Raw genomic sequence first — 26,726 nt, 5'->3', positions numbered from 1 at the left:
TATTATAATACTACGATTGAGTTTTCTGCAAGAATTTAGCACTCATACTGAGTTTTCGGACTTGGATGTTGCTAAAAATTAACTTCAATTATTTTTTGCGTAGTCTATAGGTAATTCTACCTTTAGACAAATCGTATGGCGTGAGTTCGACTTTCACGCGATCGCCAGGTAGAATCTTAATGTAGTTACGGCGAATTTTGCCAGAGATGTGGGCGAGTACGTTAAAGCCGTTGTCCAGATCGACGCGAAACATAGCGTTAGGCAGCGATTCTGTCACCGTGCCTTCCATTTCAATTAAATCTTGTTTAGACAACTTGTTGATTCCTCAACTCTACTGATTTTTTTGTGGAATTAGCTCTAGCGCTTTTGGACATATTTTTCCACTGTTAATATATCTTATCGAAAATCGGCAGTCGGGAGTCGGGAAGAAGAGAACTGAAGAAGCAGAAGGCGCTTCACCGCTCGCTTCAACACAAGAGCGCACCGCGCACCAACTTCTTACCAACTACCAATTACCCACATCCCAAAACATCCCCAACAGTTAGCTATGAACTGCTGTTTGCAGGTGAGCCGTCACTTCTTCCATCGAGCAATTGCCATCGACCGAGACAAGTTGTTGGCGATTCCGGTAGAAATCAATTAAAGGCGAAGTTTCATGGTGATAGACTTCCAAGCGACGACGAATCACTTCTTCAGTGTCGTCAGCTCGTCCTTCTTTTTCTGCCCGTTTCAGCAACCGATCTACAACGATCGCTTCTGGTACTTCTAGATTCACCACTCGCGTAGAACCTTGGTTAAGCTTTTGCAGCAGTTCGTCTAAAAATACTGCTTGGCTGAGTTTGCGGGGAAACCCATCTAGAATCCATCCCGCTTGCGCGTCTGATTGCTGAAGGCGTTCGGCAACGAGATCGTTTACTAGTTGGTCGGGGACGAGTTCGCCTCGGTCGGCGTAGCCTTGAGCTTGAATTCCTAAAGGCGTGCGATCGCGCATAGCTTGGCGCAAAATATCACCAGTCGAGATATGGGGGATCTGCCAGGAATTGGCAAGGTGTTTTGCTTGCGTGCCTTTACCTGCTCCTGGCGGTCCCAAAAAAATCAATCGCGGCACTACTTCACCATTCCTTCATAACGCTGGGAGATCACATAGGTTTGAATCTGTTTTGCCGTGTCAATTGCCACACCAACTAGAATCAACAGCGAAGTTGCTCCTAATCCTTGAAAGGTCGGGACTCTGGTAGCACTTTCCACAGCTGTAGGAATAATTGCCACTGCGCCGAGAAAAACAGCTCCCAAAAATGTCAGTCGATTAAGCACCCGTTCGACGTATTCGCTCGTTGCTTTACCTGGTCTAATGCCTGGAATACTAGAACCCATCTTCTTCAAGTTCTGTGCCAAGTCAACCGGATTCACGATCAACGTGGAGTAGAAGTAACTGAAGAAAACAATCATTACGAAGTACACTAGGGCGTAGAGCCAAGGCGTAGAACCGCCAGGACTGATTGCATTGGAGATGTTAATCACATATTCGTTTTGGGTAAACCTAGCGAGTGAAGCTGGCAGAATTAGGACGGCAGAAGCAAAAATAATTGGCATTACACCGCCTTGATTCAACCGCAAAGGTAGATAGCTACTCCGCTCTAGATAAAGCTTGCGTCCTACTTGACGACGAGCTGAAATGATCGGGATGCGGCGAGTGCCTTCTTGGACGAAGACAATTCCGACAATCATGACTAAAAATACCAGCAATAGAACGATGACTCGTCCGATGGTTTCCCTGCCTCCAGTTTGTGCCAGAGTAATGGTATCGCCTAAGGATTTAGGTAGAGAGGCAACGATGTTGACAAAAATCAACAGCGATGCACCATTACCGACACCGCGCTCCGTAATCAGTTCCGATGCCCACATGACAAACATCGAACCAGCTGTGAGTGCAATCGCGGTTTCAATCACGAATACTGGTCCTGGGTTAAGGGCAAATGGTCTGATCCAAATTGCTGCAATAAATGTACTTTGCAGAATTGCCCACCCTAAAGCGACGTAGCGGGTGACTTGAGAAATTTGTCGTCTACCTGCCTCACCCTCATTTTTCTGTAAATTCTCTAAAGCTGGGATTGCAGCTGTCAGTAATTGGATTATGATCGAGGCATTAATGTATGGCAATATTCCTAAGGCAAAAACCCCCAAAGTTGAAAGTCCGCCACCGGAAAAGATATCTAAAAAACCGATGATAGAACTGTTATTTTGTACGCTTTGAGCGAACTGTTCGCGGTTGATTCCTGGTACAGGTAAAAATACACCTAAGCGAGCCAAAATTAACATACCGATAGTGACAAGCAACCTTCCTCTCAGTCCGGCTGCTTGTGCCATCTGCATGAAAGTTTCTTGAGCTGTTGGGGCTTTATCTCGACTAATCATAAACGGCTACCTTTCTACTGCCATAGGCATTTGCGTTAAATAACTTCAGTCAAAAACTTTAGCTACTTAACAACTTCACAACTCCCGCCAGCTGCTTCTATCTTGCTTTTAGCTGATGCTGTAAAAGCTGCCGCTTGTACCTTGAGAGCAACGTTTAATTCCCCATCTCCCAAAATTTTAAGCGAACCTTTAGCAGCTTTAATTATTCCCGCCTCTTTTAACGAGGACAAGTTAACTTCCGTATCAGCAGGAAGTGAAGACAGCTTGCTTACATTAATCGTAATGTATTCTTTACGATTAATAATTGGAAAGCCTTTCAACTTAGGTAGACGGCGATACAAGGGCTGCTGACCGCCTTCAAATCCTGGTCTAGTACCACCACCAGAACGGGCTTTTTGCCCGCGCATCCCTTTGCCAGCACTCGCACCTTGTCCGGCAGAAACTCCTCGACCGAGACGACGAGCGCGTTTTTTTGAGCCTTTTTGGGGTCTAACGTCAGTTAGTCTCATAACTTTTTTGTTAGTTTGTCATTGGTCATTGGTCATTGGTCATTGGTCATTGGTTTGACGCATGACGATTAGACGATATAGAGCTTTTCTACTGGAATGCCGCGTTCTTCTGCGACTTCGGCAAAAGTGCGGAGTGTAGCAAGGGCATTAACGGCAGCTCTAGCATTATTCAGGGGGTTGTTGGAACCTAGCTGTTTGGCTAGAATATTCCGCACTCCTGCTAATTCCAGTACGGTTCTGACTGCACCCCCCGCAATTACACCCGTTCCAGGTGCGGCTGGACGCATTAATACTTTTGCTCCGCCACCAGTGCCATTAGTTGGATGGGGAATCGAGTTAGATTTGGTCAATGGGACATCAATGAGATGTTTTTTGCCATCTGCTACGCCTTTTTTCACAGCGCCGATCACATCTCCAGCTTTACCTACTCCGATCCCAACTTGACCGCGCTCATTACCGACAGCGACAATGGCACGGAAGCTGAGTTTTTTTCCTCCCTTAACGACCTTACTCACCCGCCGGATTTGAATCACCCGCTCTTGAAAAGTCGTTTCTTTTTCTTTAGTTCGATTAGCTTTGCGACGACCTGTTGCCATATTGAGTGCCTCTAAAAATGTTAATTGCTAATTGTTAATCGTTCATTGTTAATCGCCATCAACTATTAACTATTAACCATTAACAAATTAAAAATCTAATCCTGCTTCCCGTGCTGCGTCAGCTAGTGCTTTGACTCGACCGTGGTAGAGGTTTCCGCCTCGGTCAAAGACAACTTGTGATATGCCTTTAGCTTTAGCGCGTTGGGCAATTAATTTACCAACTTCCACTGATGCTTCGCACGTTCCTTTAGATTCGAGGGATTTTAAATCTGGGTCTAAAGTAGAAGCAGCTACCAAAGTATGATGTAGGGAATCGTCTATGACTTGAGCGTAGATATGCTGGTGAGAGCGAAACACTGCTAGGCGCGGGCGTTCCGTACTGCCTACTACAACTTTTCTGATCCGACGATGCCGTTTTTCCCTGGATTCTCGACGACTGAGCTTCATAATTACTTCTTACCTGCCTTACCAGCTTTACGTCTGACGGCTTCTCCGGCGTAGCGAACGCCTTTACCTTTATAGGGTTCTGGCGGGCGCTTGTCGCGAATTTGAGCGGCGACGTTGCCAACTAATTCTTTGTCAAAGCCGCTGACAATGACATTCGTGTTGTTTTCTACGGCGAGTTGGATGCCTTCGGGTGGCTCGATTTGCACGGGATGGCTGTAGCCAAGACTGAGGACTAAGTTGCGTCCTTGAAGTTGCGCTCGATAGCCTACCCCTTGAATTTCCAACCGCTTTTGGAATCCTTGCGAAACTCCATCCACCATGTTTGCCACTAGGGTGCGGGATAAACCGTGGAGTTGTCGGGAGAGGCGAGATTCATCGTGCCGTTTGACTAAAATTGCGTCTCCTTCCTGTTCCACTGTAACGGCACTGGGAAGGACGCGAGCAAGTTCCCCTTTAGGACCTTTGACAGCGACGTGGGAGCCGTTAATGGTGACGGTAACTTTGCTGGGGATGTTAATGGGACGTTTGCCGATTCGAGACATGATTAACTCCTTGTTTGTCATTGGTCATTGGTCATTGGTCATTGGTGAATAGAAATGACAAATAACAAATGACAAGTGACGAATTTACCAGATATAGCAGAGAACTTCGCCACCTAGACCTTGACGACGGGCTTCGCGATCGGTCATGATGCCGTGCGAGGTGGAGATGATAGCAATGCCAATCCCACCTAATACTCGCGGTAATTCTTTTCGGTTGGAGTAAACTCGCAGTCCTGGTCTGCTGACTCTTTTGAGCGCAGTGACGATCGGCTGGCGATTTTTACCCTTGTACTTGAGGGTAACTACCAGATTGCGTTTTACCCCTTCTTGCGCTTCTTCTTCAAACTGGGCGATAAAACCTTCTTCTTGTAAGACTCTGGCAAGGTTGCGAGTCATTTTGGTAGAAGGGATTTTTGTTGTCTGATGCCGCGCCATATTAGCATTGCGGATGCGCGTCAGCATATCAGCAATTGTGTCGTTAGCCGCCATCGTTTCCTCTTGTAGAATTTATTGATCTCGGAAGGGCATACCAAATGCTTTGAGTAAGGCACGACCTTCCTCGTCAGTATTGGCAGTGGTAATGATGGAAATATCCATGCCGCGAATTTGGTCGATACTGTCGTATTCGACTTCAGGAAAAATTAGCTGTTCTCTTACACCAAGGGTGTAGTTACCGCGTCCGTCGAAGCTTTTGGGACTGATGCCGCGAAAGTCACGAATCCGAGGTAAGGCAAGATTGACAAAGCGATCGAGGAAAGCGTACATGCGATCGCCCCGCAGAGTTACCATAATGCCTACTGGCATCCCCTGACGAATTTTAAAGCCCGCGATCGCTTTTTTTGCTCGCGTGACTACGGGTTTTTGACCTGCGATCGTTGCTAGCTCAGTCAAAGACGATTCCATTGCTTTAGCGTTTTGTGCTGCTTCACCTAAACCTCGGTTTATGGTGATTTTCACTAGCTTGGGGACTTGATGGAGGTTTTTGTATTGAAATTGCTCCACCAATTGCGGCACAATTTTCTCTTGGTATATGCTTTTGAGTTTTGACGATGCCATAGTCTTTCCTTGTTTACCCTGGTCTTGGTCAGGGAATTATATTTGTCATTTGTCAATCACTCATCACTAATGACTAGTGACTAATGACCCATGACTAATTATTTGTCGATGATTTCACCAGTTTTTTTCAGCATCCGCACTTTTTTGCCTTCTTGGTTGAAGGTATAGCAAATTCGGCTAGCGACATTTTGCTTGGTGGAATAGTGCATGACGTTGGAACTGTGGATGGGAAATTCTAAGGTAACGATCCGACCCGATTCCCCTTCTTCTTTGGGCTTGACGTGCTTAGTCTTGACATTTACGCCTTTGATAATTACTTGGCTTTTTTCTGGAAGCGATCGCACAATTTCGCCGACTTTACCTTTATCTGCTCCAGAAATTACCTGTACCGTATCGCCAGTTTTGACGTGCATTTTGTGGCGAACTGGTTTATTTTCTTTGGCTCCTTTTCTCTTTACCATTACAGCACCTCCGGCGCTAAAGAAACGATTTTGGTATAGCTTTTATCCCGCAGCTCTCTGGCTACAGGTCCAAATACCCGCGTTCCTCTGGGGTTGCCATCTTGGTTGATAATCACGGCGGCATTGTCATCAAAACGAATGCTCATGCCGCTATCACGTCGCAAACCTTTGCGGGTACGGACGATCACCGCTCGCACGACATCAGATTTTTTGACTCCCATATTGGGAATGGCATCTTTAACGACGGCGATAATTACGTCGCCGACGTTCCCGTAACGACGATTACCAGCACCAAGGACGCGGATACACATTAATTTTCGCGCCCCACTATTGTCCGCGACGTTGAGATAGGTTTGGGGTTGAATCACTGTTGTTCTCCCGTTGTGGTAGTTACAGCAGCGATCGCGGTGGTGGGACTATCGAGAATCTCTATCACTTCCCAGCGTTTTGTACGGCTGAGAGGTCTAGTTTCGCGAATGCGGACGCGATCGCCCTCTTTACATTTATTCTCTTCGTCGTGAGCTTTGTAGCGCCGAGTACGCACGACAATTTTGGCGTACTTGGGGTGAGGAGAGCGGTTTTCTACCGCAACTACCACAGTCTTTTGCATTTTGTCGCTCACGACTAAGCCAATTCTTTCTTTGACTGCCATCGTTACTTACTCTTCTGTTGCGGGTTCAGCTTCATTCGTGTTTGCCAGTTGGCGCTCGCGTTCCACCGTCAGCAATTGCCCTAACCGATGTTTGGCGTGCTTGATTTGGTGCGGCTTTTCTAACTGGCGGGTTGCTTTTTGCAAGCGCAGGCTAAACAATTGCTTTTTAATAGCAATAATTTCTGTTGCTAACTGTTCGTCGGTTAATTCTCTAGCTTCTGAAATCTTAGGTAGGGGCATGACTTATACTTGCTCCTCCTCGCGCATAATAAACTTTGTTTGAATTGGTAGTTTGTGAGAAGCCAACCGCATTGCTTCGCGAGCAGTTGCTTCTGGTACGCCAGCGATTTCAAACAAAATTCGTCCTGGCTTAACTACAGCTACCCAAAACTCAGGCGAACCTTTACCCGAACCCATACGGGTTTCAGCCGGACGCATGGTAACTGGTTTATCGGGGAAAATCCGAATCCAAATCTTCCCACCACGACGGATATAGCGAGTCATGGCGCGACGGCTTGCCTCAATTTGCCGAGAGGTAATCCAAGCTGGTTCTTGAGCTTGTAGGGCAAATTCACCAAAGTTGATGTTACTACCTCTGGTGGCAAGTCCTTTCATTCGTCCGCGTTGTTGTTTGCGGAATTTTGTTCTTCTAGGGCTTAGCATGGTTTGTCATTCGTCATTCGTCATTTGTCATTTGTCATTTGTCATTTGTCATTTGATGACGAATGACAGTTAACCTTCGTTAGAACGGTCTTCAAACTGCTGCCGTCGGCGCTGCTGTTGACGGCGGCGGGGTTGATTGGTTCCAGGGGTAGGCTGTGGTTCTTGTCCAGGGATAATTTCTCCCTTAAACGCCCAAACCTTGATTCCTAAAATGCCGTAAATGGTTTTTGCGGTACAGTAGGCGTAGTCTATATCTGCCCGTAAGGTGTGTAATGGCACTCTACCTTCGCGCGTCCATTCGGTACGGGCAATCTCTGCGCCGTTAAGCCGACCGCCAACTTGAACTCTAATCCCTTGAATGCCAGCTCTTTGAGCGCGTTGAATCGCTTGGCGTACTACGCGGCGGAAGGAGACGCGACGCTCTAACTGTTGCGCAATGTACTCGGCAATTAGAAAGGCATCGGCATCAACTTGGGCGACTTCGACAACGTTAATCCGAATTTGGCGTTGGCTGCCCAGAAGTTCTTGAAGTCCGTTACGCAAGGCTTCAATGCCAGCTCCACCACGACCGACGACTACACCAGGGCGAGCAGTGCGTAACTCTAGCTCGATTTGATCTGCTTTACGCTCGATCCTAACTTCAGCAATTCCGGCATTATTGGCAGCATAACGACCTAGCTTCTGCTCGATGTATTGCCGTAGTTTATAGTCTTCTTGGAGAATTTCAGGATATCGCTGTGGCTCGGCAAACCAACGAGAGTGGTGTTCTTTGGTAACGCCGAGGCGAAAACCGACTGGATGAATTTTTTGTCCCATGTTGAGTAGTGAGTAGTGGGTAGGGAGTAGGAGTAGCGAACAATTAACATCGTTCGATACTCCCTCCTTATTGAGCTGCTACGGCGATCGTGATGTGACAGGTCGGCTTGCGAATCTGATACGCTCGCCCTTGCGCTCTCGGACGGAAGCGCTTCAGCACTGGTCCTTGGTCGGCATAGGCTTGGGTAATTTTTAGCTCGGATGGTTCTAATCCAGCGTTGTGTTCGGCATTAGCAACGGCAGAACGCAGCACTTTCAACACTGGCTCACAGGCACGGTAAGGCATGAACTCTAGAATAATTAATGCTTCCCGATACGAGCGCCCCCGAATTTGATCGAGGACGCGCCGCACTTTAAAAGGAGACATGCGAATGTAACGGGCGATCGCTTTGATTTCTTGTGTATTAGTTGTGTTTGTAGCCATAACTTTCTCCGTTTTTGTCATTCGTCATTTGTTATTTGTCATTAGCTAGAAACAAATGACTAATGACTAATGACAAATGACTACCTACCTGCTTTTTTGTCACTCTTGGCGTGACCGCGAAAGGTGCGAGTGGGAGCAAATTCACCTAATTTATGTCCTACCATTTGTTCGGAAACATAGATGGGAACGTGCTGTCTGCCATTGTGAACTGCGATCGTGTGACCGACCATCTGTGGCAGAATTGTTGATGCCCGCGACCAAGTTTTGATCACCTGTTTTTCGCCTCGTGAATTCAGCTTTTCAATTTTGCTGAGTAGGCTATCGGCAATGAAAGGACCTTTTTTTAAAGAACGACCCATAGTTTTATGTGGTTGGTGGTTGGTAATTAGTAGTTGGTAGTTGGTAATTGGTGGTTGGTAATTTTCCATTACCTATTACCCATTACCCATTACCCAAATTTAGCTTTCGCGACCGCCACGTCCGCGCTTGGAGGATTTACGACGGCGACGGACGATTAAAGCAGAACTTGGTTTTTTCCGCTTACGAGTCTTCATACCTAATGCTGGCTTACCCCAAGGGGTGACTGGACCCGATCTACCAATGGGCGCTCTACCTTCACCACCACCGTGTGGGTGATCGACGGGGTTCATAACGCTACCCCGAACGTGGGGCTTTTTACCTTTCCAACGGGTGCGACCAGCTTTTCCTGCGCTGAGGTTTCTCGCGTCGGTATTACCTACTTGTCCAATTGTGGCGTAGCATTCACGACGAATCATGCGGACTTCGCCGGAAGGGAGCTTGAGGGTGACATAATTACCTTCTTTGGCTACCACTTGGGCGCTAGCACCAGCAGCACGAACAATTTGTCCGCCGCGTCCTGGAGTCAGTTCGACGTTGTGGACTGTTGTACCAAGGGGAATGTTAGCTAAAGGTAGTGCATTACCGTCTTCAATGGGCGCATCCACTCCAGCAGTCACGACTGTTCCTACTTTCAAGCCGTTTGGCTGGATAATGTAACGCTTTTCTCCATCTTGGTAGTAAAGTAAGGCAATTCTAGCGTTCCGATTGGGATCGTATTCGATCGCTGCGACTTTGGCTGGAATGTTGCGCTTATCGCGTTTGAAATCGATGATGCGGTAGAGTTGCTTATGTCCGCCACCGCGAAAACGAGAAGTGATGACACCGCGATTGTTCCGTCCTTTAGGATTGTGAACGTACTTTACTAGCGACTTTTCTGGTTCGCTTTTGGTAATTTCAGCAAAATCGGAAACGATCCGTTGGCGCGTGCTAGGGGTGTATGGTCTATAGGAACGAGTACCCATAATTTTTTTCCTTAGTCATTTGTCATTTGTCATTTGTCATTTGTCATTTGTTTATTATTAATGACTAACGACCTTTGTACGGGCGGGTTTGTTTGATTAAGTTATTTGGTATCCACAGAGTCACGTCTTTTAAACCCGCCCCTACGACGGATGACCAGCTTAAACATCTGGGAAGAGAACTTGTCTGATCTTGTCTTCATCCCCAGGCGCTACGGTAACGATCGCTCGTTTGTATTGAGGTTTGAAACCAACAAATCTGCCTACCCGCTTTTTTCTTCGAGGTTTGAGCAGGGTGTTGACTTGTACGACTTTAACTTCAAATAAGTCTTCGATCGCTGCCTTGATTTGCGGTTTGCTAGCTTGAGGAGTCACGTCAAATGTATATTTGTTCTGCTCCATCAACCGCGTGGCTTTTTCAGTCAAAATCGGACGGCGGACGATATCTGGTAACTGGCGGGGGTCGATCTTAAGCACTGTAGACCTCCTGAATCATATTAAGGGCGGATGATGTAGCGACAATTTTGTCAGCGTTGAGGATGTCATAAACGTTTAATTCATCGGCTGAAATTAAAGTCAGCTTGGCGATATTACGGGCTGACAAGTAAACGTTTTCTGTTTCTTCAGCGACAATTAATAAAACTTTCGTGCCTGGTTCTATTCCCCAGCGCGCGATCGCGGCTGTCATTTCTTTCGTTTTTGGTTGCGAGATCTGCTCGGCAAAGTCTTCTACGACGACCATATCATCAGCTCTACTCGCAAAAGCCGTGCGCAATGCCAGCAATTCCTCTTTGCGGTTCATTTTCAGGTTGTACGTTCTCGGCTTGGGTCCGAAGGTGACACCACCACCCCGCCAGAGGGGCGAGCGGATCGAACCAGCACGAGCGCGTCCCGTGCCTTTTTGTCTCCAAGGTTTGCGACCGCCACCTCTTACTTCTGCACGAGTTTTGGTGTTAGCAGTTCCTTGACGGGCATTTGTTAATTGTTTAACTAGGGCGCGGTGAACGATATGAGAAGCGCTTGTCTCTTTCGCCACTTTTAATTCGAGCGTCGCTTGTCCGACTGCTTCACCTTGCCAATTTTTGACTACACACTCAACCATTTTGGGTTTTACCTTTTCAATTGATTTTGGATTTGGGACTGGTAATTGGTAGTTGGTAATTGGTAGTTGCAAGTTGCCTATTACCCATTACCTATTACCCATTACCCCTTACCAATTTTCTTAGTAGGTATAATGTTGAGCAAAGCACCTGGTTTACCTGGAACTGCTCCTTTTATCAGCAATAGATTGCGTTCTGCATCTACCCGCACGACAGTCAGTTTGCGAATCGTGACTTGCGACCCACCTAAACGACCTGCCATCCGCTTACCTGGGTAGACACGACCAGGAGTCGTACCAGCTCCGATAGATCCAGGAAGGCGGTGATTTTTAGAACCGTGAGACATCGGACCGCGACCGAAATTATGTCGCTTTTGATAACCAGCAAAACCGCGACCGATGCTGTTACCACTGACATCAACAATTTGTCCTGAATTAAATATATCTGCTGTAATTTGCTGCCCTAGCGTATACTCGCTTGTATTGTCGAGGCGATACTCGTGCAAATGACGTAAAGCAGGAGCAGAAGATTTTGCTAAATGACCCAATTCTGGCTTGCTCAGTGCTTTGGGTTTTACTTCTTTAAATCCGACTTGAATGGCAGTGTAGCCGTCAGTTTGTTTAGTTTTTATCTGGGTTACAACACATGGACCCGCTTGAACGACAGTAACGGGAATAGCCTTTCCTGTCTCGTCAAATACCTGGGTCATACCCAATTTAGTGCCAAGAATACCAATGGACACGGGAATTCTTTCTCCTTTTTAACTCAGTTGCATCGGAACCGGATTGCAAAGGTGGGATGCGGTTCTTACTATCTCTGCTGCCAGTATCTGTCCAGCCCGTTCGCCTTCAAAAGGTTTTCAGGTTGGAGTAGCGAGCAATCGGCTTAATTGGTTTAAACCCACTTCATCGCTGTAACTCGCAAAACACTCTACTGCGAAGCAGTTGCCAATGGCGAGAGAATTTGCTCTGGCACTGTCTAGCTTGAGTAGGACTTAAGTAGCAAGCTACTTAGTATCCATTCCTGAGAACCTGAATAGTTCTCTAGGTTTAGCTTCTCTGAGATTTCGTCAACCCACGTTCTCAGAATCCAGGGAAGCACTAGTAAAGCAATTCAACTGCCTCACACGCCAGACTGCCACTCACGCGCTAAAAAATGTAGTCAGACACTCATAAACAAATTGCTTGCCTCTTAGAGGATCTCATCCTCTTCCCGAAGGACTTCAGCAAGCTGTCAAAAACAATTAATGAGTTTTGTCTAGCTACCTTGTTTCGTCACGATCTAACAGTTTAGACTATGCGATCGCAAATGACAACTGTTGACGGGATTTTTTTCAAGGCGATCGCCGAGCGCTAATAACTGACAACTAATAACTGGCAACTGATAACTGGCAACTGAATATTAAGATAAGAATGGAATTAAACAACCATACTTAACGATGCCACTCTTTACTACTGGTAGCAAATTAATTCGCGACTTAGAAAAGCACGGGGCGCTGGGCGTTTACGCTCCGCTAGAAGGTGGGTTTGAAGGTCGTTATCGTCGCCGCCTGCGTGCTACTGGCTACACAACCCTGAATATTACTGCTAGGGGGCTAGGAGACGTATCGGCTTATCTAACTGGAGTTCATGGCGTGCGTCCACCACATTTGGGTAAGAAGAGTGTAGGTCAAGGGGCAGCAGTGGGATATGTTTATTACCTGCCACCAATAGTCGGCTACAACCTGGAACAACTCCCACCCAAGTCTAAAGGGTTAGTACTGTGGATTATTGAAGGACACATTCTCTCGAATCAAGAAATTGAATTTTTGGTCAATTTGCATAGCCTAGATCCGCGAGTAAAAATCGTCTTAGAAAGAGGAGGAGAGCGCTATTTTCGCTGGCAACCTCTTCGAGATACACTTGCACCTAGCTACCAAGCTGTATAAAGACTTATTTGTCGCAAGAGCAAAAAATTTGGCGATCGATAAACATACAGAAATTAATCGAGGAAATCTTCTTTTTGATCGGTTGCACATTAGCATAGAAGTGTGACTGAGATTGACAACGCCTTACGCTCATTAAAGGAAGGTCACTGGTTCAAATTGATTTGCGGAGCCAGCTACCAGCATCTGCCTGCGGTAAGAAATCTTAGCTTAGCGTATACTCTGGCTGGTGCTGATTGCATTGATGTGGCAGCAGACCCATCTGTAATTGCGTCAGCGCAAGCCGCACTCGGGGTGGCAAGTACGTTAATGGAAGAAGCTCGACAGCGCGGCTTTGGCAGTCGAGTAAAGTTGCCTTGGTTGATGGTAAGCCTCAACGATGGCGAAGACCCACATTTTCGCAAAGCAGAGTTTAATGCGGTTGAGTGTCCCTCACTATGCGATCGCCCGTGCGAACGAGTTTGTCCTGCCCAAGCAATTGTGTTTCATCCCCCCAAGGACGATTATTCTAAAGTTGTCTCTTCTGGAGTTATATCGGAAAGTTGTTACGGCTGCGGGCGGTGTTTGCCTGTTTGTCCGCCGCAAATTATTTACACTCGCTCTTATGTATCGACACCAGGAGCGATCGCGCCGCTCGTACTTGCAACTGGTGTCGATGCAGTAGAAATTCATACCCAGGTAGGTAGAACAGCAGAATTTAAGCGTTTATGGTTAAGTATAGCTCCCTGGATCGAGCGCTTGAAACTTGTGGCAATTAGCTGTCCTGATGGTGATGGGTTAATAGAATATCTCCACAGCCTGCATCGTCTAATTTCTCCCCTTAAGTGTCCGATAATTTGGCAAACTGACGGGCGACCGATGAGCGGTGATATTGGCGACGGTACAACCTTAGCCGCCGTGAAATTAGGTCAAAAAGTCTTGGCGGCTGGCTTACCTGGATACGTTCAACTTGCAGGTGGAACGAACAGTTATACCGTTGCTAAGTTGCAGGCGATGGGAATGTTAAGTCAAAAGTCAAAAGTTAAAAGTCAAAACAATTACAACTCCCGACTCCCGAATTCCGAATTCCGAATTCCGAATTCCGAATTCATTTCAGGAGTTGCTTACGGCAGTTATGCCCGCGTTTTGCTATCGCCGATTTTGCACCAATTAGAACAAATGGAGGTAAATCCAGCCAATGAAAGAGCGATCGCCCGCTTGGAAAACGTACCGGAATTACTATGGCAAGCAGTAGAACTTGCCTATTCGCTGGTATCTCAACTGAAGTCTATGGAGTTGCCATAGAACAAAATTGCTAAACCTTCTCGCTATTGTTGACTGAATAGCTCTAGCCAGCATGACAAAAACAGACGATCTCCAGAAGTTGTTAGATATTTTGCCACTAGACATTAAAAATGTTTTAGAGCAACACCCACAACGGGACAGCTTAATTGAAGTGGTGATGGATTTAGGTCGTCGCCCAGAAGCTCGTTTTCCCGATCGCGCCGAGTACCTTGCTGAGTCTGACATCTCTCACGATCAAATTAGATATAGCATACAGCGTGTGGGACACTTTGGCGGTGACAATCGGGCAGGACTGGCGCAAACCCTGCACCGGATTAGTGCGATTAGAAACCGTGCTGGCGATATTATCGGTCTAACCTGTCGTGTCGGACGAGCTGTCTTTGGCACGATTGGCATGATCCACGACTTAGTAGAAACCGGACAGTCAATTCTACTATTAGGTCGTCCTGGGGTGGGTAAAACCACAGCTTTACGAGAAATTGCCAGAGTGTTAGCCGATGATTTAGATAAGCGTGTCGTTATTATCGACACTTCAAATGAAATTGCCGGGGATGGAGATGTCCCTCATCCAGCAATTGGGAGGGCGCGACGAATGCAAGTATCGCGTCCAGAATTTCAGCATCAAGTGATGATTGAGGCAGTAGAAAATCACATGCCAGAAGTCATCGTGATTGATGAAATTGGTACGGAGTTAGAAGCTTTAGCGGCTCGTACTATTGCCGAACGGGGCGTACAACTGGTAGGAACGGCGCATGGCAATCAGATTGAAAATTTGATCAAGAACCCGACTCTATCAGATTTAGTGGGTGGTATCCAGTCTGTCACTTTAGGCGATGATGAAGCCAGACGGCGGCGGACGCAGAAAACCGTTTTAGAACGTAAAGCTCCACCAACGTTTGAAATTGCCGTGGAAATGTTGGAAAGACAACGTTGGACGATCCATGAAAGCGTTGCTGATACAGTCGATGCTTTGCTGAGAGGACGCATACCAAATCCACAACTTAGAACTGTCGATACAGATGGTAAAGTCACTATTGTACGGCAGTCACCTACGCCACTTCGGGGAGTAGGGCAAGATGGTTTTGGGCGGGGCTACGAGGTAGGCAATCCCAGGCAAGAGGAAGAATCGAAACTATCGCCAACAATGACTGTAGGTGGGTGGCGTTCGACTGGACGAATGGTACCACTCGCTGCCGTACCAGAACCAGCCACGCGAGAACAAGAGTTCGAGCGCTTGTTGGATGAATCTCTGGCTCGAAGCGATCGCTTTAACAGCGATTTGGCGGTGAATGCGGGTCCGAATGGGGAAGATTTACCCTTGCATATTTATCCCTACGGTGTGAGTCGCCACCAGTTAGAGCAAGCAATCCAAGTGCTGAGTTTACCCGTGGTACTGACGAAAGATATTGACAGTGCCGATGCAATTTTAGCTTTGCGATCGCACGTCAAAAATCAGTCTAAGTTACGTCATGTCGCTAAGGCGCGTCACGTCCCAATCCACACGCTCAAGTCAAATACTATTCCACAAATTATCCGCACGTTGCGGCGGTTGTTGGATATGGACGAGCCAGTCGTACCGGACGAACGGGAACTGAGTTTATTCATCCAAAATGGCAGCGAGGACGAACTTGATGCTTTAGAAGAGGCTCGTTTAGCGGTAGAACAAATTGTGATTCCCAAGGGACAACCCGTGGAGTTGTTACCCCGTTCGGCAAAGGTGCGGAAGATGCAGCACGAATTGGTAGAACACTATCGTCTAAAATCGGATAGTTTTGGTGACGAACCAAATCGGCGCTTGCGGATTTATCCGGCGTAGTGCTTTTCTGAAGTATAAAGTTAATTTCTATCCGCCTTAAATTTAGGGCGGATTTTTGTCTCGCGCAAAGGCGCAAAGACGCGAAGAAGAACACAAAGGAAAGTTCTTTTTACAACTAAACTCAGGTAGATATGACACAGCGAAGGAACGTTGCTATCTTAATTTTTGATGAGGTAGAGATTTTGGACTTTTGCGGTCCCTACGAAGTCTTTGGAGTGACAGGAAAACGCAATGGCTCTGAGCCTTTCAACGTCTACACGGTAGCAGAGGAACGCCGACCAATAATTGCGCGAAATCAGTTGAGTATTAATCCGCAGTACACTCTACTTGACTGCCCGCGATCGCATATTCTACTCGTGCCTGGTGGTTTTGGCACGCGGCGAGAAATGCACAATTCAGCTTTAATTGACTGGATTAAAGAACGCTCTCAACAAGCAGAGTTATTGCTTTCCGTCTGTACGGGCGCGTTACTTTTGGCTAAAGCTGGTTTGCTGGAAGGACTTACAGCTACTACCCATCATGGCGCGATCGATTTACTCAAGCAGGTTGCACCGAATACACAAGTTAAACCAGATAAAAGGTTTGTAGACAACGGCAGCATAATTCTATCAGCTGGAATCTCAGCAGGGATTGATATGTCGTTGTATGTAGTCGCTAAGCTTTTGGGAGAACAACAAGCGAGAGAGACTGCGGAGTACATGGAATATGACTGGCAGCTAAGTGGAAAGTTAGAAAATTATCTGGAATAGCCGTAAAAGTTCTTGACACAATAGCAGTACTAACTGCTATCATGGTTAAGGCTAACGAGCGATGGGGCGTAGCCAAGTGGTAAGGCAGCGGGTTTTGGTCCCGCCATCCCTAGGTTCGAATCCTAGCGCCCCAGTTTATATCTTGAGTTTTGAAGTAGAAGCTTTCTTTAAGGGTGAACTGAGGGAGCTGAGGAGGTAGGGGAAGAAAGAGTAGGTTAATCCCCTTACATAGAGCTAAGCAGCGTTTTTGTGTAGAGATTTTCTGTTATTGAAGGGCTAGATGGGCTAAGCTTGCCGTTGGAATCTCACAGTTGGGAAAAATGAGTGTAAACGCTCCCACGATTTTAGCTCTGGATTTTGATGGCGTAATTTGTGACGGCTTACCAGAATATTTCGCTACGGCTTGGCGAACGTACTGCAAAATTTGGTTACCATCTTCTCAAACCCCACCTGAAAATTTAACATCGCAGTTCGATCGCTTGCGTCCGGTAATTGAGACGGGTTGGGAGATGCCAGTGTTGATTAGAGCTTTGTTATCCGGGGTGACAGAAGCAGAAATATGGCAAAGTTGGAGTGCGATCGCGCAAAAATTCTTGCAACAAGATAACTTAACTGCTGCTGAGGTCGGTAAGCAATTGGATACAATTCGAGATGAATGGATTTCTACTAATCTCGATAGTTGGCTAGACCTGCATCGGTTTTATCCTGGGGTTTTGGAAAGATTGCACTCATTGATTGATAGTCCGGTTAAACCGCTGATTATTACGACTAAAGAAGGGCGTTTTGTCGAGCAACTTTTGCAACGGCAAGGTATACAATTACCCAATCAGTCGGTTTTAGGCAAAGAAATCAAGCGTCCAAAATATCAAATTATCAGAGAGTTAATTGCGATCGCCACTCAAACACCAGTCGTGTTCTGGTTTGTGGAAGACAGACTCAAGACTTTGCAACTCGTGCAACAGCAAGCAGATTTAGAAGACGTGAGACTTTTTCTAGCTGATTGGGGATATAATACCGCAGCCGAGAGAGAACTGGCGCAGCAAACCCCCCGTATTCAGTTGCTATCGCTGGCTCAGTTTGCTGAAGATTTTTCCGCTTGGAGCTAAATTGTAAATGATGATTTTTGAATATTTATCATCAAAAACTCACAAAAAATAAAAATTGAATATAAGCTGACTAATAGCCGAAAGCTTATAGCTCGATATGCTCGATCTGACAAAAGTAGCGAAGGCGATGCAAGGCATCAGCCAACATTTAAGCACGGAAGTAGCTGCAAGTCGCCAACGGTTAGAGTTGGCGCAAGATCTCATGACAGCAGCTTCCAAAAATCAGGCAGAATTGATGCAGCGACAAAAACAGTGGCGCGATCGCATTTTATTCAGCACCGCTGTACCAATGGAACCGCTTAACACCTGCATCGATCTACCAGTACCACCTAAAACTCATACCGTTCTCGCCACGGATGGCTCGCAGATTGCTCCCAATCATCACGAAATCGCTTATTGTTATCTACTCAATATCGGTCGGGTAGTCTTGCACTACGGACAAAATCGCCAACCTTTGCTCGATAGCCTACCAGAAGTATTCTACCGTCCCGAAGATTTATATATTTCGCGTCAATGGGGTATCCGCACCGAAGAATGGATGGGTTATCGTCGTACTGCTTCTGAAGCTACCGTGCTGGCTGAATTGGCTGCTGCGGTGGTAGGGAGCAGGGAGCAGGGAGTCGGGAGCAGGGAAAAGAGAGCTGAGGAAGCTGAGGAGGTTGAGGGAGCAACTACTAACTACCAATTACCAATTACCAATCTAAAATCTAAAATCCAAAATCCAAAATCTAAAATTTCCCGACTCCCGACTCCCGACTCCCGACTGCCGATTCTTGCTATGGTCGATGGATCGTTAATCTATTGGTTTTTAGAACAATTGCCTTTAGAAGCACGCGATCGCATTTTGCCACCAATTTTGACCGCTTGGGAACAGCTTAAAGTCTTGGGTATTCCCATCATGGGTTATCTCAGCGCTTCTCGTAGTATGGAAAGCTTGAATTTTTTACGTTTGCAAGCTTGCATTCACGAAGTACCGGACTGCGCTAGTTTTTGTCCGAATCAAATTGAAAAAGTTCCTTGTCAGGTTCTCGAACCATTGCGGGATGCAGCGCTGTGGTCAATTCAATTACAGCCAGGACAAAGGAGTACTTTGTGGCGTAGTTCTGCCCGCATAACAGAATTATATGGAGATTATGCGATTTATTTCTGTTACATACATGTCGGTACGGAAATTGCACGAGTAGAGGTTCCGGCTTGGGTAGCAGAGGATGAAGCTTTATTTAACCAGTCTTTAGGTTTGATGTTAGCTCAAGTACAGAAAGGCTATGGCTACCCTGTCGTGTTAGCAGAGGCGCACAATCAAGCAGTTGTGAGGGGAGGCGATCGCGCTCGTTTCTTTGCGATGCTAGAACAACAAATGATCAAAGCAGGCTTGAGAAATGTCGGCATTTCCTATAAGGAAGCGCGTAAGCGAGGCAGTATTGCCTAGTATCTATTATGAATAGGTTAACTTCTATTAGAGTATGACAAACTACTATTTCAGTTGTGGCGATCGCGCTGATTTTTTGCCATGCTATAACAGCAAACAAAGCAAAATAAAGCTCGCTTTAGAGCGTCTCGATTGAAATTTATGACATCACGAGATGGAGCTACTAAATTGTGTAGCCTTGGAGCGATGTAGTTAAGCCTAGACCAGAAAGGATTTGAGACAATGACAACAAAGCCAGTTACTTTCATTACAGGTGCAAATAAAGGAATTGGAAATGAAGTTGCACGACAGCTTGCCCAGCATGACTTCACTGTTTTGATTGGTACACGTAACGTACAACGTGGAGAAGCAGCAGCAGAAACACTCCGTGCTGAAGGATTTGACGTTCATTTTGTACCAATTGATATCAATGATGAAACGTCAATTAAAGATGCTGCTGAAACTGTAGCTAAACAGTGGAGACAAGTTACTGTGCTGATTAATAATGCTGCTGTCAATTATGATTTCTCACCAGCAACTCGACCATCTATGCTGAGTGTAGATGTTCTCAAAGATACTTTTCTCACGAATGTTTTTGGTGCATTTGCAACAATTCACCATTTTCTACCGTTACTCAAGCAAGCTGGAACAGCACAAATCCTTAAACCACAAATCATAAATATTTCATCAACGCTTGGTTCTCTGACTTCTCTCAGTGACCCAGAACATTATTACTACGGAGTTAATACCGTTGCTTATAACTCTTCCAAATCTGCACTTAATGCTATAACTGTTGCCTTAGCAAAAGATTTAGTAGAGGACAAAATCAGCGTCAATTCTATTTGTCCTGGTTGGGTAAAAACTGATATGGGTACAGATAATGCACTGCGTACTGTCGAACAAGGAGCATCAATTATCGTCAAACTTGCTACGATGGAGAATCCACCGACGGGTAAATTTCTCGACGATGATGGAGAAATTTTGTGGTAGCTCCTCCTGTCATAAATTCTAATAGTATTGACATTTAAAAATGAAGCACTTGGATCGAATTTCTGTATCAAATTGATAAGATATCGAGCGAGTGCTTTACTTGCGCGATCGCAATGTTGAATTATAAATTACGAATTGCCAGTTCCGAATTAGAGCCTCGGATTATTTGCTCTAAACGTAACTCTTTGTACTTGTCCTAACTGCCCTAAAAGTTTAGCTTCTTCCTGATTATATGTAACCAATACTCCACCTGCATTACCAACTTCGAGTTTCAGTTGTTCGTTAGCTACCCATTTACGCTGCGTTCCTGGAGATAACTCTCCTTCAAACTCTTTCTTTCCGTCAGCAGTTACCCGTATCCAAGATTTGTCTTTTACAGTTATATCAACTTCAACTGGCTTGGTTTGCTTCTTGAGGTTAGCAACTGGTTTGACTGTGGCTGATGCTTTAGGCTTAGCGACATTAGCAACGGGTAATGGAGGCTGTGACTGAGTATTTTGACCGATCTGAAAGTCAGAATTACTCAAAGTTTGAGATAAAATACTGACTGCACCAATAATTAAAAGAATGTATATAGCGTAGAGATGGGAAGTGTGTAATTGAGCTGGGGGTAGGCTGACTCCTACTGGCTTCAAACTCTGCCGATAATCTTCTAAAGGAAAAGAATTAGCTAATTCCGTACCATCTAAATCTAATGCTTCAGCATATTGCTTAATAAAACCTCGAATATAAACTGGTTCAGGTAACTTATCAATATTACCTGCTTCGATCGCCCGCAAAAAACTCTGACGAATTCGCGTCGTGGATTCAATTCGCTCTAGAGAAATTTGTTTATCTTCTCGCCTGCGGCGCAGAGTAGCACCTATTTGCGCCAACTTTTCAGCTCTTTGTTGTTCGAGCGTCAAAACGATTGGTTCTTGTTGTTGCTGCTGTTGCTGTTTCCACCGCTTCATAGATTTATCTGTTGCACTTCTTGATAGCACCTTACACCTGCACCCTTGTTGTAGATTTGAGTTGATTTTGTAGTTGATTTTGTAAATAATCAATTTCGCGTTTTTCGAGCGAACGATAGCAACCTGGAGGCAAAGCTGCACCTGCGGTTGGTTCTAGTTGAATCGAACCAATTGTAGTTCGATGCAACTGGAGCGTGGGATAACCCAACTGTTCTGTCATGCGGCGAATTTGCCGATTTCTGCCTTCCCATAAAATGAATTCTAACCACGTGCGATTGGCATCGCGAGACAACACGCGCACTTGTGCCTTTCTGGTCTTTCTCCCCTCTAAAACAACTCCCTGTCGCCATTGTTTTAACACCGATTCTGGCGGATGTCCCGCAACTACAACTTGATATGTCTTGGAAATATCATGACGGGGATGGGTGAGAGCAAATGTCAGGTTTCCATCATTCGTCAGTAACAATGCACCTGTAGATTCAGTATCCAAACGTCCGACAGGATGAATACCTTGACCTTGACGTAGATTAGGTGGTAACAGTTGCATCACTGTGGGTCTACCTTGGGGGTCGTCACAAGTTGTAACTACACCAGTTGGTTTATTGAGCAATAAATAGATTGTCTGGGGACGATGAGGCGATCGCAGTAGCTTTCCATCAACTTCGATCGTATCCTGAGTTGGATTAGCTTTTTGTCCCAGTTCTACCACAGCACCATTGCAGCGCACGCGACCCAACTTAATCATCTCTTCCGCTTGCCGTCTCGAAGCGATTCCCCACTGAGAAAGAATTTTTTGTACCCGTTCCTCCATTTGTCGATCCTTAGACCCAGGTAATACCAATATATACGCTGAGAATTCGGAATTCGGAATTAATGCGCGAATGCGTGAATTTTGAGTTGCTCCCTCAGCTCCCTACTCCCTGCTCCCTAACCACTGATAACTGAACAAATATTAACTACACTAATTTGAGCAACTGTTACACTGACATATTTCCCTTGAATCCGAACAACTTAGAGCAAGACAAGACCGCTAAGCATCGTCTAATCAGTAAAGTGCTGTCTCCGGCACTATGGCTGTTTGTCCGATCGCAAGTCGAGCAAGTATCTCATTTAGAGGTACAAATCGCCAGCAGCGATCGACAAATCCTTTCTGGTAGTATTCCCCGCCTATCTATCTCTGGCGATCGCATTGTTTATAAAGGTTTACATTTCGCAAAAATCAGCCTAATGGGGGAGGGAATGCAGATAAATTTACGGCAAGTAATGAGAGGACAACCGTTACAACTGCTAGAACCTATGGTCGTCTCTGGGGAAGCAATGCTACAAGAAACAGATCTCAATGCTTCCCTGAAGTCGGATTTACTGTCTAGCGCTTTAACGGAGTTACTATCAAAATTAGCTTCTAGCAACAATGCTGTGCGAGAACAAATTGAGTGGAAACAAATCGCGATCGCCCCAGGAAGCTTGTTATTGCAGGGGAATTTAGTTAATTCTAGCCACACTATACCTATTGCTCTCAAGTGTGGTTTAGAGCTTTCTACTTGTCAAGAATTACTTCTAACTCAACCCCAACTTCAAATTTCTAACTTATGGGAAGAGTTAGAAAACTATGTCATAGATTTAGGTTCTCACGTCAATTTAAAAGAAATAACCTTAGAACTAGGTCAAATTATCTGTCGTGGTAGTATTACCGTCATGCCTTAATTAGTTATCAGGGAGTAGGGAGTAGGGAGCAGGGAGCAGGGGAAAGAGAAAGTCGCCCAGCGATCGGGAGCTGAGGGAGAGAATTGACTCACGACTCACGACTCACTCTAATAAGGGCAACAACAGAGTGACGAAATAGTAAACTAGGGGGGCGGTAAAAACGTAACTGTCGGCGCGATCGAGGATACCCCCGTGACCTGGAATTAATTGTCCTGAGTCTTTGACCCCAGCATCGCGTTTCATCATGGACTCTGTGAGATCGCCTAATAAACTGGTAATCCCGATTAACAATCCCAAAGCTATACCTGTCCAAGGCGAACCAGCCCAATGAAGAAACCAGCTGCCAACTGTAGCTACAGCTATACTACCAGCAACTCCAAATACAGACCCTTCCACGGTTTTCTTGGGACTAATATCAGAAAGGCGAGTCCGTCCAAAAAATTTACCAATAGTATACGCTCCAATATCAGCTGCCCATATACAAAAAAAAGCTAGGAGTGTGACTGTCAAACCTTGCGGTAAAGCTGCAAAATTTCCTTGCTTGATGAGATTAATAGTCGCTATATCTGGTAAGTAACCATCGAATGGAATGTTGCTAACAGCAGGATTGCCCAGCGATCGCAATCTAATCCAATAACTAGGTAAATAACCGCAATAAAATAGTCCCAAAATAGAAGTAGAAATATCGGCGATCGAAGCTAATTTTGGTAAAAATAGGAGATAGAAACAAATAAACGTTCCTGCTACTGGCATCACGGCATCAGCCAAGTTAGAAGAAACTGTAGCGATCGCGAGTAAAGCCAAACTGACGACTATCGTTGTTTTCGCAGCAGGTGCAATTCCCTTGGCTCGGACTAACTCAAAATATTCTAGTTGACCCAAATAAACGATCGCCATAAACATAAAGGTAAAATACCACCCTCCTAAGACGCTGGCAGTTAGGGCAAGAGCGATCGCGATAATTCCACTAATAATTCGAGACCAAGGCATAGAGCAATTTTGGATTTAGGATTTGGAACTTTCGATTACAGACTTTGACTTCAATCCAAAATCTAAAATCTAAAATCGGATGGGATTAGTCTAGCTTTTCTCCACTCAAAATAAAAATAGGATCGACAGCAGCAAAGATTTGCTGATTACCTTTTTGCTCTAAGCGATTGACAGATGATTGCACGACATCGATATTTCTAGCATGTAACTCAGCTAAACCTTGAGAAATAGCATATAAACTTTCCAAATTACCAGCAGTGGTAACGACTCTACCTTGTAGCGGCAGATATTGCCAAACAGCTTTGAGAATATTTTTGATAGGACGACCACCTTCAATACAAACTCGGTGCGGAGCTTGAGGTAAATCTGGTAAGCATTCTGGGGCGCTAGCTTCTACGACTTCAACATTTTTCACATTAAAGCGATCGCAGTTGCGACGGATCAAGCTAGCAACTTCGTCATCTCGCTCGACAGCAATAATCTGGGCTTTCGGACACAACAAGCCAATCTCAACCGGAATTGTCCCTGTTCCTGCGCCAATATCCCACACCAAGGAGTTTGGTTGTAACCGCAGCTGAGAAATCAGCAATAACCGAATTTCCCGCTTACTCAAGGGAATTCCTGGCAAGCGCTCGAATAAATCGTCAGGGATACCTGGTGTAATATAGGGCCAGAGTTGGGAAGGCATAGAAATTAGATGAACGACATCAGCTTGCCCCAGCAGTAAAGGAAAGCTCTCAACAATAAGAACTTAACATCACTCGCACTTTTATACATAAAGTGAGGAGTAAGGAGTGAGGAGTGAGTGGTGATGAGAGAAGTTCTGCACTCCTTACCTCTTTCCCTTGTCTGTTGTTAAGTCATCAGGAGTAAGCAGGCGAAAACTGCTAGCGAAGATTGGGAAATCTGGTGGTTAACGAAAGGATACAACAGGTTAAGCTAACAAATGTCAACTTTGAGTTAGCGTCAGTTTACACCAGAGGCAAGATGACAATTTGGGTTAACGAGCAGATCGATCCGTCTGGAATGATACACGCCTGCATTGCTTGCTGTGACGAAATGCAGGCGCAAGCTTGTCACGAATCCTACTTGCAAAATTTGACCGAAACGCAAAAAGAATCCGGTTGGGAAGCCAGATTGCGAACGGTAGAATCGTGGGATGAAGTGCCAGTTAATGCTTTGAAATTGGACTAACGAGAGTCAGTTATCAGTTGTCCGTTATCAGGGAGTAGTGAGAAGTGGTAATGGGTAATTGGTAATGGGTAGTTGGTAGTTGCACAAGAAGCACACCTGCTTCCCTGTCTCCCTTGTCCTCCCTGTCTCCCTTGTTCCCACATCCTAGTGCTTGGGCGGACGGGGGAGTTGCTGGGGGCGAATTGGTCCCAAAATTTGATTGAGCTGGCGCAATTGCTCTGCCGTCCCCATACAAATGAGTAAATCACCTGCCATTAACGTAGTGTCTGCCGTGGGACCGCCAATTAAAGTACCATCAACGCGGCGGATTGCTAAAATTAACGCTCCTGTTTGCGATCGCAGTTTTGCTTCTCTCAAAGTTTGACCAATGCAGGGACACGCTGCCGGATCGAGGCGAAATTCCTCCATATACAGTTCCCTGTCTGCTCCCGTGAGGATGCCATCGACGAAATCTAATACCTGGGGTCTTAGTGCTGCCGCAGCCATGCGTTTACCCCCCGTAATGTAGGGGGATACGACTGCATCAGCTCCTGCCCTTTGTAGCTTTTGTAAAGCCTCTCTCGTACTGGCTCTGGCGATCGCTCGAATTTGCGGATTAAGGGTTTTGGCTGACAGTACCGTATAGAGGTTTTCGGCATCAGAAGGCAGTGCTGCAACTAGACAAATCGCTCGATCTATTCGCAGTTGTAGCAGAGTATCGTCTAACGTCGCATCACCCTGGATTGCTACATAACCGAGCTGCCGTGCTTTTTCCACCGAAGCATCATCTAAGTCAACCGTGACAAAATTAGCCCCTTCAGCTTGAAATTCCAGGGCAATTTGCTGACCCGTGCGCCCGAAACCACACAAAATGTAGTGTCCAGAGAGCGATTTCATTAACCGCCGTTGCTGCCTCAATCGAATTCCTTCTTGAAAGTACCCTTGAATTACTGCTTCTGTAAAGCGATTGACGATGTAACCAATCGTAATCACTCCCATTAAAATGAGACCAATGGTAAATAATCGTCCGCGATCGCCCAACGGTCGAGTTTCACCATAACCGACGGTAGCTAGGGTAATTACCGTCATGTAAGCCGCATCTTCCCACGACCAACCTTCTATAAAGCGATACCACAGAGTCCCCAATAGCAAGACACCTACAAGCGCGATCGCCCCCGCTAGTAACTCTTTTTGAATTCGACGATATATTTTCTCTGGGGTTGAGTACAAGAGAGGGATTGGGTTTAGAGGTTACGGGCTAGGGAAAGGAAGTGAAGGGAGAAAATAGCTGCTTCCTACTTCAGATTCACGAATGACAAATGACGAATGACAAATCCGAGCTAGTTTAGATTATGTGCGATCTGAGTCGGATGCGACGGAAAGTTTTAGGCAGTGCTGCTAAATTGACAGCAGAAAGTTAAAAATAAATTTTTGATTGAGGAGTAAATAGTGACTATAGATACTCTTATTTCTAACCATAACTTGTCAGTATCAGCTGCCACTGCGGTAAAACCCTTCGACTCAGACAGCTTCAAAGAGTCAGTCATGGACACATATGCCCGTTTCCCCATAGCCTTAGAACGGGGTGCAGGTTGTCGGGTTTGGGATACTACAGGAAAAGAATATCTC

The 26,726-nt window shown here is 45.8% G+C and carries 35 protein-coding genes, 1 tRNA gene and 1 pseudogene; 11 read left to right on the top strand and 26 right to left on the bottom strand.

Annotated elements, in window-relative coordinates:
• Positions 1-88: 88 nt before the first annotated feature.
• From infA to rplC, 21 genes are all read right to left on the bottom strand, one after another.
• Entirely contained in the window at positions 89-313 is a 225-nt protein-coding gene (gene infA / locus H6G17_RS11640) for a translation initiation factor IF-1 (protein WP_006196724.1), read from the bottom strand.
• 228 nt (positions 314-541) lie between these two features.
• Entirely contained in the window at positions 542-1,108 is a 567-nt protein-coding gene (locus tag H6G17_RS11635; protein ID WP_192157236.1) for an adenylate kinase, read from the bottom strand.
• A complete protein-coding gene (gene secY, locus H6G17_RS11630; protein ID WP_192157234.1) occupies positions 1,108-2,415 on the bottom strand; it encodes a preprotein translocase subunit SecY in 1,308 nt (435 codons plus the stop codon). The genes H6G17_RS11635 and secY overlap by 1 nt, the downstream gene beginning before the upstream one ends.
• Before the next feature lie 62 nt (positions 2,416-2,477).
• On the bottom strand, positions 2,478-2,924 hold the full coding sequence (rplO, locus tag H6G17_RS11625) for a 50S ribosomal protein L15 (protein ID WP_015152285.1): 447 nt from the start codon (positions 2,922-2,924) through the stop codon (positions 2,478-2,480).
• A gap of 68 nt (positions 2,925-2,992) precedes the next feature.
• A complete protein-coding gene (rpsE, locus tag H6G17_RS11620) occupies positions 2,993-3,520 on the bottom strand; it encodes a 30S ribosomal protein S5 (protein WP_015152286.1) in 528 nt (175 codons plus the stop codon).
• Positions 3,521-3,607: 87 nt separating this feature from the next.
• Positions 3,608-3,967 (bottom strand): 50S ribosomal protein L18, encoded by a 360-nt coding sequence (gene rplR / locus H6G17_RS11615; RefSeq protein WP_192157232.1) that lies wholly within the window; start codon positions 3,965-3,967, stop codon positions 3,608-3,610.
• Positions 3,968-3,969: 2 nt separating this feature from the next.
• Positions 3,970-4,509, bottom strand: a complete 540-nt coding sequence (gene rplF / locus H6G17_RS11610) for a 50S ribosomal protein L6 (protein ID WP_192157409.1) — start codon at positions 4,507-4,509, stop codon at positions 3,970-3,972.
• A gap of 84 nt (positions 4,510-4,593) precedes the next feature.
• A complete protein-coding gene (rpsH, locus tag H6G17_RS11605) occupies positions 4,594-4,998 on the bottom strand; it encodes a 30S ribosomal protein S8 (protein WP_015152289.1) in 405 nt (134 codons plus the stop codon).
• Positions 4,999-5,016: 18 nt separating this feature from the next.
• A complete protein-coding gene (gene rplE / locus H6G17_RS11600) occupies positions 5,017-5,565 on the bottom strand; it encodes a 50S ribosomal protein L5 (protein ID WP_192157230.1) in 549 nt (182 codons plus the stop codon).
• 98 nt (positions 5,566-5,663) lie between these two features.
• Complete coding sequence (gene rplX / locus H6G17_RS11595) at positions 5,664-6,026, bottom strand: 50S ribosomal protein L24 (RefSeq protein ID WP_192157228.1); 363 nt, start codon at positions 6,024-6,026, stop codon at positions 5,664-5,666.
• On the bottom strand, positions 6,026-6,394 hold the full coding sequence (rplN, locus tag H6G17_RS11590; protein WP_192157226.1) for a 50S ribosomal protein L14: 369 nt from the start codon (positions 6,392-6,394) through the stop codon (positions 6,026-6,028). Before rplN ends, rplX begins: the two co-directional genes overlap by 1 nt.
• Positions 6,391-6,678, bottom strand: coding sequence for a 30S ribosomal protein S17 (rpsQ, locus tag H6G17_RS11585; RefSeq protein WP_015152293.1), 288 nt, complete (start codon positions 6,676-6,678; stop codon positions 6,391-6,393). The genes rplN and rpsQ overlap by 4 nt, the downstream gene beginning before the upstream one ends.
• A 6-nt stretch (positions 6,679-6,684) precedes the next feature.
• Entirely contained in the window at positions 6,685-6,918 is a 234-nt protein-coding gene (rpmC, locus tag H6G17_RS11580; RefSeq protein WP_015152294.1) for a 50S ribosomal protein L29, read from the bottom strand.
• A 3-nt stretch (positions 6,919-6,921) separates the two neighbouring features.
• A complete protein-coding gene (gene rplP / locus H6G17_RS11575) occupies positions 6,922-7,341 on the bottom strand; it encodes a 50S ribosomal protein L16 (RefSeq protein WP_015152295.1) in 420 nt (139 codons plus the stop codon).
• A gap of 69 nt (positions 7,342-7,410) precedes the next feature.
• On the bottom strand, positions 7,411-8,157 hold the full coding sequence (rpsC, locus tag H6G17_RS11570; protein WP_015152296.1) for a 30S ribosomal protein S3: 747 nt from the start codon (positions 8,155-8,157) through the stop codon (positions 7,411-7,413).
• Between the two features lie 67 nt (positions 8,158-8,224).
• Positions 8,225-8,581 (bottom strand): 50S ribosomal protein L22, encoded by a 357-nt coding sequence (gene rplV, locus H6G17_RS11565; protein ID WP_015152297.1) that lies wholly within the window; start codon positions 8,579-8,581, stop codon positions 8,225-8,227.
• An 80-nt stretch (positions 8,582-8,661) separates the two neighbouring features.
• The gene (gene rpsS / locus H6G17_RS11560; RefSeq protein WP_015152298.1) at positions 8,662-8,940 is read right to left on the bottom strand and encodes a 30S ribosomal protein S19; all 279 of its coding nucleotides are present in this window, start codon (positions 8,938-8,940) and stop codon (positions 8,662-8,664) included.
• Positions 8,941-9,039: 99 nt separating this feature from the next.
• Positions 9,040-9,903 carry a 50S ribosomal protein L2 gene (gene rplB, locus H6G17_RS11555; protein WP_192157224.1) on the bottom strand — a complete coding sequence of 288 codons (864 nt, stop codon included), beginning with the start codon at positions 9,901-9,903 and terminating at the stop codon, positions 9,040-9,042.
• A 159-nt stretch (positions 9,904-10,062) separates the two neighbouring features.
• Entirely contained in the window at positions 10,063-10,377 is a 315-nt protein-coding gene (locus H6G17_RS11550) for a 50S ribosomal protein L23 (RefSeq protein ID WP_015152300.1), read from the bottom strand.
• Positions 10,370-11,002, bottom strand: coding sequence for a 50S ribosomal protein L4 (gene rplD, locus H6G17_RS11545; RefSeq protein ID WP_192157222.1), 633 nt, complete (start codon positions 11,000-11,002; stop codon positions 10,370-10,372). The genes H6G17_RS11550 and rplD overlap by 8 nt, the downstream gene beginning before the upstream one ends.
• 101 nt (positions 11,003-11,103) lie before the next feature.
• The gene (gene rplC, locus H6G17_RS11540; RefSeq protein ID WP_192157220.1) at positions 11,104-11,742 is read right to left on the bottom strand and encodes a 50S ribosomal protein L3; all 639 of its coding nucleotides are present in this window, start codon (positions 11,740-11,742) and stop codon (positions 11,104-11,106) included.
• A gap of 696 nt (positions 11,743-12,438) precedes the next feature.
• Between rplC and H6G17_RS11535 the strand changes: the two genes are divergently transcribed.
• The 8 genes from H6G17_RS11535 (at position 12,439) to H6G17_RS11500 (ending at position 20,277) form a co-directional block, all read left to right on the top strand.
• Positions 12,439-12,927 carry an NAD(P)H-quinone oxidoreductase subunit N gene (locus tag H6G17_RS11535; RefSeq protein ID WP_192157218.1) on the top strand — a complete coding sequence of 163 codons (489 nt, stop codon included), beginning with the start codon at positions 12,439-12,441 and terminating at the stop codon, positions 12,925-12,927.
• Between the two features lie 102 nt (positions 12,928-13,029).
• Positions 13,030-14,208: an LdpA C-terminal domain-containing domain gene (locus H6G17_RS11530; protein WP_192157216.1), complete on the top strand. Its 1,179-nt coding sequence runs from the start codon at positions 13,030-13,032 to the stop codon at positions 14,206-14,208.
• A gap of 52 nt (positions 14,209-14,260) precedes the next feature.
• On the top strand, positions 14,261-16,024 hold the full coding sequence (locus H6G17_RS11525; protein WP_192157214.1) for a R3H domain-containing nucleic acid-binding protein: 1,764 nt from the start codon (positions 14,261-14,263) through the stop codon (positions 16,022-16,024).
• Between the two features lie 131 nt (positions 16,025-16,155).
• Positions 16,156-16,773 carry a DJ-1/PfpI family protein gene (locus H6G17_RS11520; protein ID WP_192157212.1) on the top strand — a complete coding sequence of 206 codons (618 nt, stop codon included), beginning with the start codon at positions 16,156-16,158 and terminating at the stop codon, positions 16,771-16,773.
• Between the two features lie 62 nt (positions 16,774-16,835).
• Positions 16,836-16,907, top strand: a tRNA-Gln gene (locus H6G17_RS11515).
• Positions 16,908-17,093: 186 nt separating this feature from the next.
• Complete coding sequence (locus H6G17_RS11510) at positions 17,094-17,879, top strand: HAD family hydrolase (protein WP_192157210.1); 786 nt, start codon at positions 17,094-17,096, stop codon at positions 17,877-17,879.
• A 97-nt stretch (positions 17,880-17,976) separates the two neighbouring features.
• On the top strand, positions 17,977-19,308 hold the full coding sequence (locus H6G17_RS11505) for a DNA double-strand break repair nuclease NurA (protein WP_192157208.1): 1,332 nt from the start codon (positions 17,977-17,979) through the stop codon (positions 19,306-19,308).
• A gap of 222 nt (positions 19,309-19,530) precedes the next feature.
• Positions 19,531-20,277, top strand: a complete 747-nt coding sequence (locus H6G17_RS11500) for an SDR family oxidoreductase (RefSeq protein ID WP_192157206.1) — start codon at positions 19,531-19,533, stop codon at positions 20,275-20,277.
• A 149-nt stretch (positions 20,278-20,426) separates the two neighbouring features.
• Here H6G17_RS11500 and H6G17_RS11495 read toward each other — a convergent pair whose 3' ends face one another.
• A complete protein-coding gene (locus H6G17_RS11495) occupies positions 20,427-21,230 on the bottom strand; it encodes a RodZ domain-containing protein (protein ID WP_192157204.1) in 804 nt (267 codons plus the stop codon).
• Between the two features lie 31 nt (positions 21,231-21,261).
• Positions 21,262-22,041, bottom strand: coding sequence for a pseudouridine synthase (locus tag H6G17_RS11490; RefSeq protein ID WP_192157202.1), 780 nt, complete (start codon positions 22,039-22,041; stop codon positions 21,262-21,264).
• Positions 22,042-22,226: 185 nt separating this feature from the next.
• Here H6G17_RS11490 and H6G17_RS11485 point away from each other — a divergent pair, with 185 nt between their 5' ends.
• Positions 22,227-22,934, top strand: a complete 708-nt coding sequence (locus H6G17_RS11485) for a DUF2993 domain-containing protein (protein ID WP_192157200.1) — start codon at positions 22,227-22,229, stop codon at positions 22,932-22,934.
• 102 nt (positions 22,935-23,036) lie between these two features.
• Here the strand turns inward: H6G17_RS11485 and H6G17_RS11480 are convergent, their stop codons facing one another.
• Positions 23,037-23,924 carry a phosphatidate cytidylyltransferase gene (locus H6G17_RS11480; RefSeq protein ID WP_192157198.1) on the bottom strand — a complete coding sequence of 296 codons (888 nt, stop codon included), beginning with the start codon at positions 23,922-23,924 and terminating at the stop codon, positions 23,037-23,039.
• Between the two features lie 85 nt (positions 23,925-24,009).
• Positions 24,010-24,612 carry a precorrin-6Y C5,15-methyltransferase subunit CbiT gene (gene cbiT, locus H6G17_RS11475; protein WP_192157196.1) on the bottom strand — a complete coding sequence of 201 codons (603 nt, stop codon included), beginning with the start codon at positions 24,610-24,612 and terminating at the stop codon, positions 24,010-24,012.
• Between the two features lie 299 nt (positions 24,613-24,911).
• Between cbiT and H6G17_RS11470 the strand changes: the two genes are divergently transcribed.
• Entirely contained in the window at positions 24,912-25,118 is a 207-nt protein-coding gene (locus H6G17_RS11470) for a glycogen debranching protein (RefSeq protein WP_192157194.1), read from the top strand.
• 144 nt (positions 25,119-25,262) lie between these two features.
• Here the strand turns inward: H6G17_RS11470 and H6G17_RS11460 are convergent, their stop codons facing one another.
• Positions 25,263-26,327: a potassium channel protein gene (locus tag H6G17_RS11460; protein WP_192157190.1), complete on the bottom strand. Its 1,065-nt coding sequence runs from the start codon at positions 26,325-26,327 to the stop codon at positions 25,263-25,265.
• A gap of 225 nt (positions 26,328-26,552) precedes the next feature.
• Between H6G17_RS11460 and H6G17_RS11455 the strand changes: the two are divergent.
• Positions 26,553-26,726: pseudogene (locus H6G17_RS11455) on the top strand (aspartate aminotransferase family protein); the annotation flags it as partial.

This window comes from Chroococcidiopsis sp. [FACHB-1243] (assembly GCF_014696895.1).
Taxonomy (GTDB): Bacteria; Cyanobacteriota; Cyanobacteriia; order Cyanobacteriales; family Chroococcidiopsidaceae; genus Chroococcidiopsis.
This window is presented reverse-complemented; position numbering and strand designations above follow the sequence as displayed.

What these genes read in the sequence shown, in the direction of transcription:
- rpsH (WP_015152289.1), bottom strand. Translation starts at nt 4,998, where the DNA reads ATGGCGGCTAACGACACAATTGCTGATATGCTGACGCGCATCCGCAAT.
- rplE (WP_192157230.1), bottom strand. Translation starts at nt 5,565, where the DNA reads ATGGCATCGTCAAAACTCAAAAGCATATACCAAGAGAAAATTGTGCCG.
- rpmC (WP_015152294.1), bottom strand. Translation starts at nt 6,918, where the DNA reads ATGCCCCTACCTAAGATTTCAGAAGCTAGAGAATTAACCGACGAACAG.
- H6G17_RS11505 (WP_192157208.1), top strand. Translation starts at nt 17,977, where the DNA reads ATGCTCGATCTGACAAAAGTAGCGAAGGCGATGCAAGGCATCAGCCAA.
- rplP (WP_015152295.1), bottom strand. Translation starts at nt 7,341, where the DNA reads ATGCTAAGCCCTAGAAGAACAAAATTCCGCAAACAACAACGCGGACGA.
- secY (WP_192157234.1), bottom strand. Translation starts at nt 2,415, where the DNA reads ATGATTAGTCGAGATAAAGCCCCAACAGCTCAAGAAACTTTCATGCAG.
- H6G17_RS11500 (WP_192157206.1), top strand. Translation starts at nt 19,531, where the DNA reads ATGACAACAAAGCCAGTTACTTTCATTACAGGTGCAAATAAAGGAATT.
- rplF (WP_192157409.1), bottom strand. Translation starts at nt 4,509, where the DNA reads ATGTCTCGAATCGGCAAACGTCCCATTAACATCCCCAGCAAAGTTACC.
- rpsC (WP_015152296.1), bottom strand. Translation starts at nt 8,157, where the DNA reads ATGGGACAAAAAATTCATCCAGTCGGTTTTCGCCTCGGCGTTACCAAA.
- rplB (WP_192157224.1), bottom strand. Translation starts at nt 9,903, where the DNA reads ATGGGTACTCGTTCCTATAGACCATACACCCCTAGCACGCGCCAACGG.
- H6G17_RS11470 (WP_192157194.1), top strand. Translation starts at nt 24,912, where the DNA reads ATGACAATTTGGGTTAACGAGCAGATCGATCCGTCTGGAATGATACAC.
- H6G17_RS11535 (WP_192157218.1), top strand. Translation starts at nt 12,439, where the DNA reads ATGCCACTCTTTACTACTGGTAGCAAATTAATTCGCGACTTAGAAAAG.
- H6G17_RS11495 (WP_192157204.1), bottom strand. Translation starts at nt 21,230, where the DNA reads ATGAAGCGGTGGAAACAGCAACAGCAGCAACAACAAGAACCAATCGTT.
- H6G17_RS11490 (WP_192157202.1), bottom strand. Translation starts at nt 22,041, where the DNA reads ATGGAGGAACGGGTACAAAAAATTCTTTCTCAGTGGGGAATCGCTTCG.
- H6G17_RS11520 (WP_192157212.1), top strand. Translation starts at nt 16,156, where the DNA reads ATGACACAGCGAAGGAACGTTGCTATCTTAATTTTTGATGAGGTAGAG.
- rplO (WP_015152285.1), bottom strand. Translation starts at nt 2,924, where the DNA reads ATGAGACTAACTGACGTTAGACCCCAAAAAGGCTCAAAAAAACGCGCT.
- rpsQ (WP_015152293.1), bottom strand. Translation starts at nt 6,678, where the DNA reads ATGGCAGTCAAAGAAAGAATTGGCTTAGTCGTGAGCGACAAAATGCAA.
- H6G17_RS11525 (WP_192157214.1), top strand. Translation starts at nt 14,261, where the DNA reads ATGACAAAAACAGACGATCTCCAGAAGTTGTTAGATATTTTGCCACTA.
- H6G17_RS11480 (WP_192157198.1), bottom strand. Translation starts at nt 23,924, where the DNA reads ATGCCTTGGTCTCGAATTATTAGTGGAATTATCGCGATCGCTCTTGCC.
- H6G17_RS11510 (WP_192157210.1), top strand. Translation starts at nt 17,094, where the DNA reads ATGAGTGTAAACGCTCCCACGATTTTAGCTCTGGATTTTGATGGCGTA.
- rplX (WP_192157228.1), bottom strand. Translation starts at nt 6,026, where the DNA reads ATGGTAAAGAGAAAAGGAGCCAAAGAAAATAAACCAGTTCGCCACAAA.
- rpsS (WP_015152298.1), bottom strand. Translation starts at nt 8,940, where the DNA reads ATGGGTCGTTCTTTAAAAAAAGGTCCTTTCATTGCCGATAGCCTACTC.
- rpsE (WP_015152286.1), bottom strand. Translation starts at nt 3,520, where the DNA reads ATGGCAACAGGTCGTCGCAAAGCTAATCGAACTAAAGAAAAAGAAACG.
- rplR (WP_192157232.1), bottom strand. Translation starts at nt 3,967, where the DNA reads ATGAAGCTCAGTCGTCGAGAATCCAGGGAAAAACGGCATCGTCGGATC.
- rplV (WP_015152297.1), bottom strand. Translation starts at nt 8,581, where the DNA reads ATGGCTACAAACACAACTAATACACAAGAAATCAAAGCGATCGCCCGT.
- rplD (WP_192157222.1), bottom strand. Translation starts at nt 11,002, where the DNA reads ATGGTTGAGTGTGTAGTCAAAAATTGGCAAGGTGAAGCAGTCGGACAA.
- cbiT (WP_192157196.1), bottom strand. Translation starts at nt 24,612, where the DNA reads ATGCCTTCCCAACTCTGGCCCTATATTACACCAGGTATCCCTGACGAT.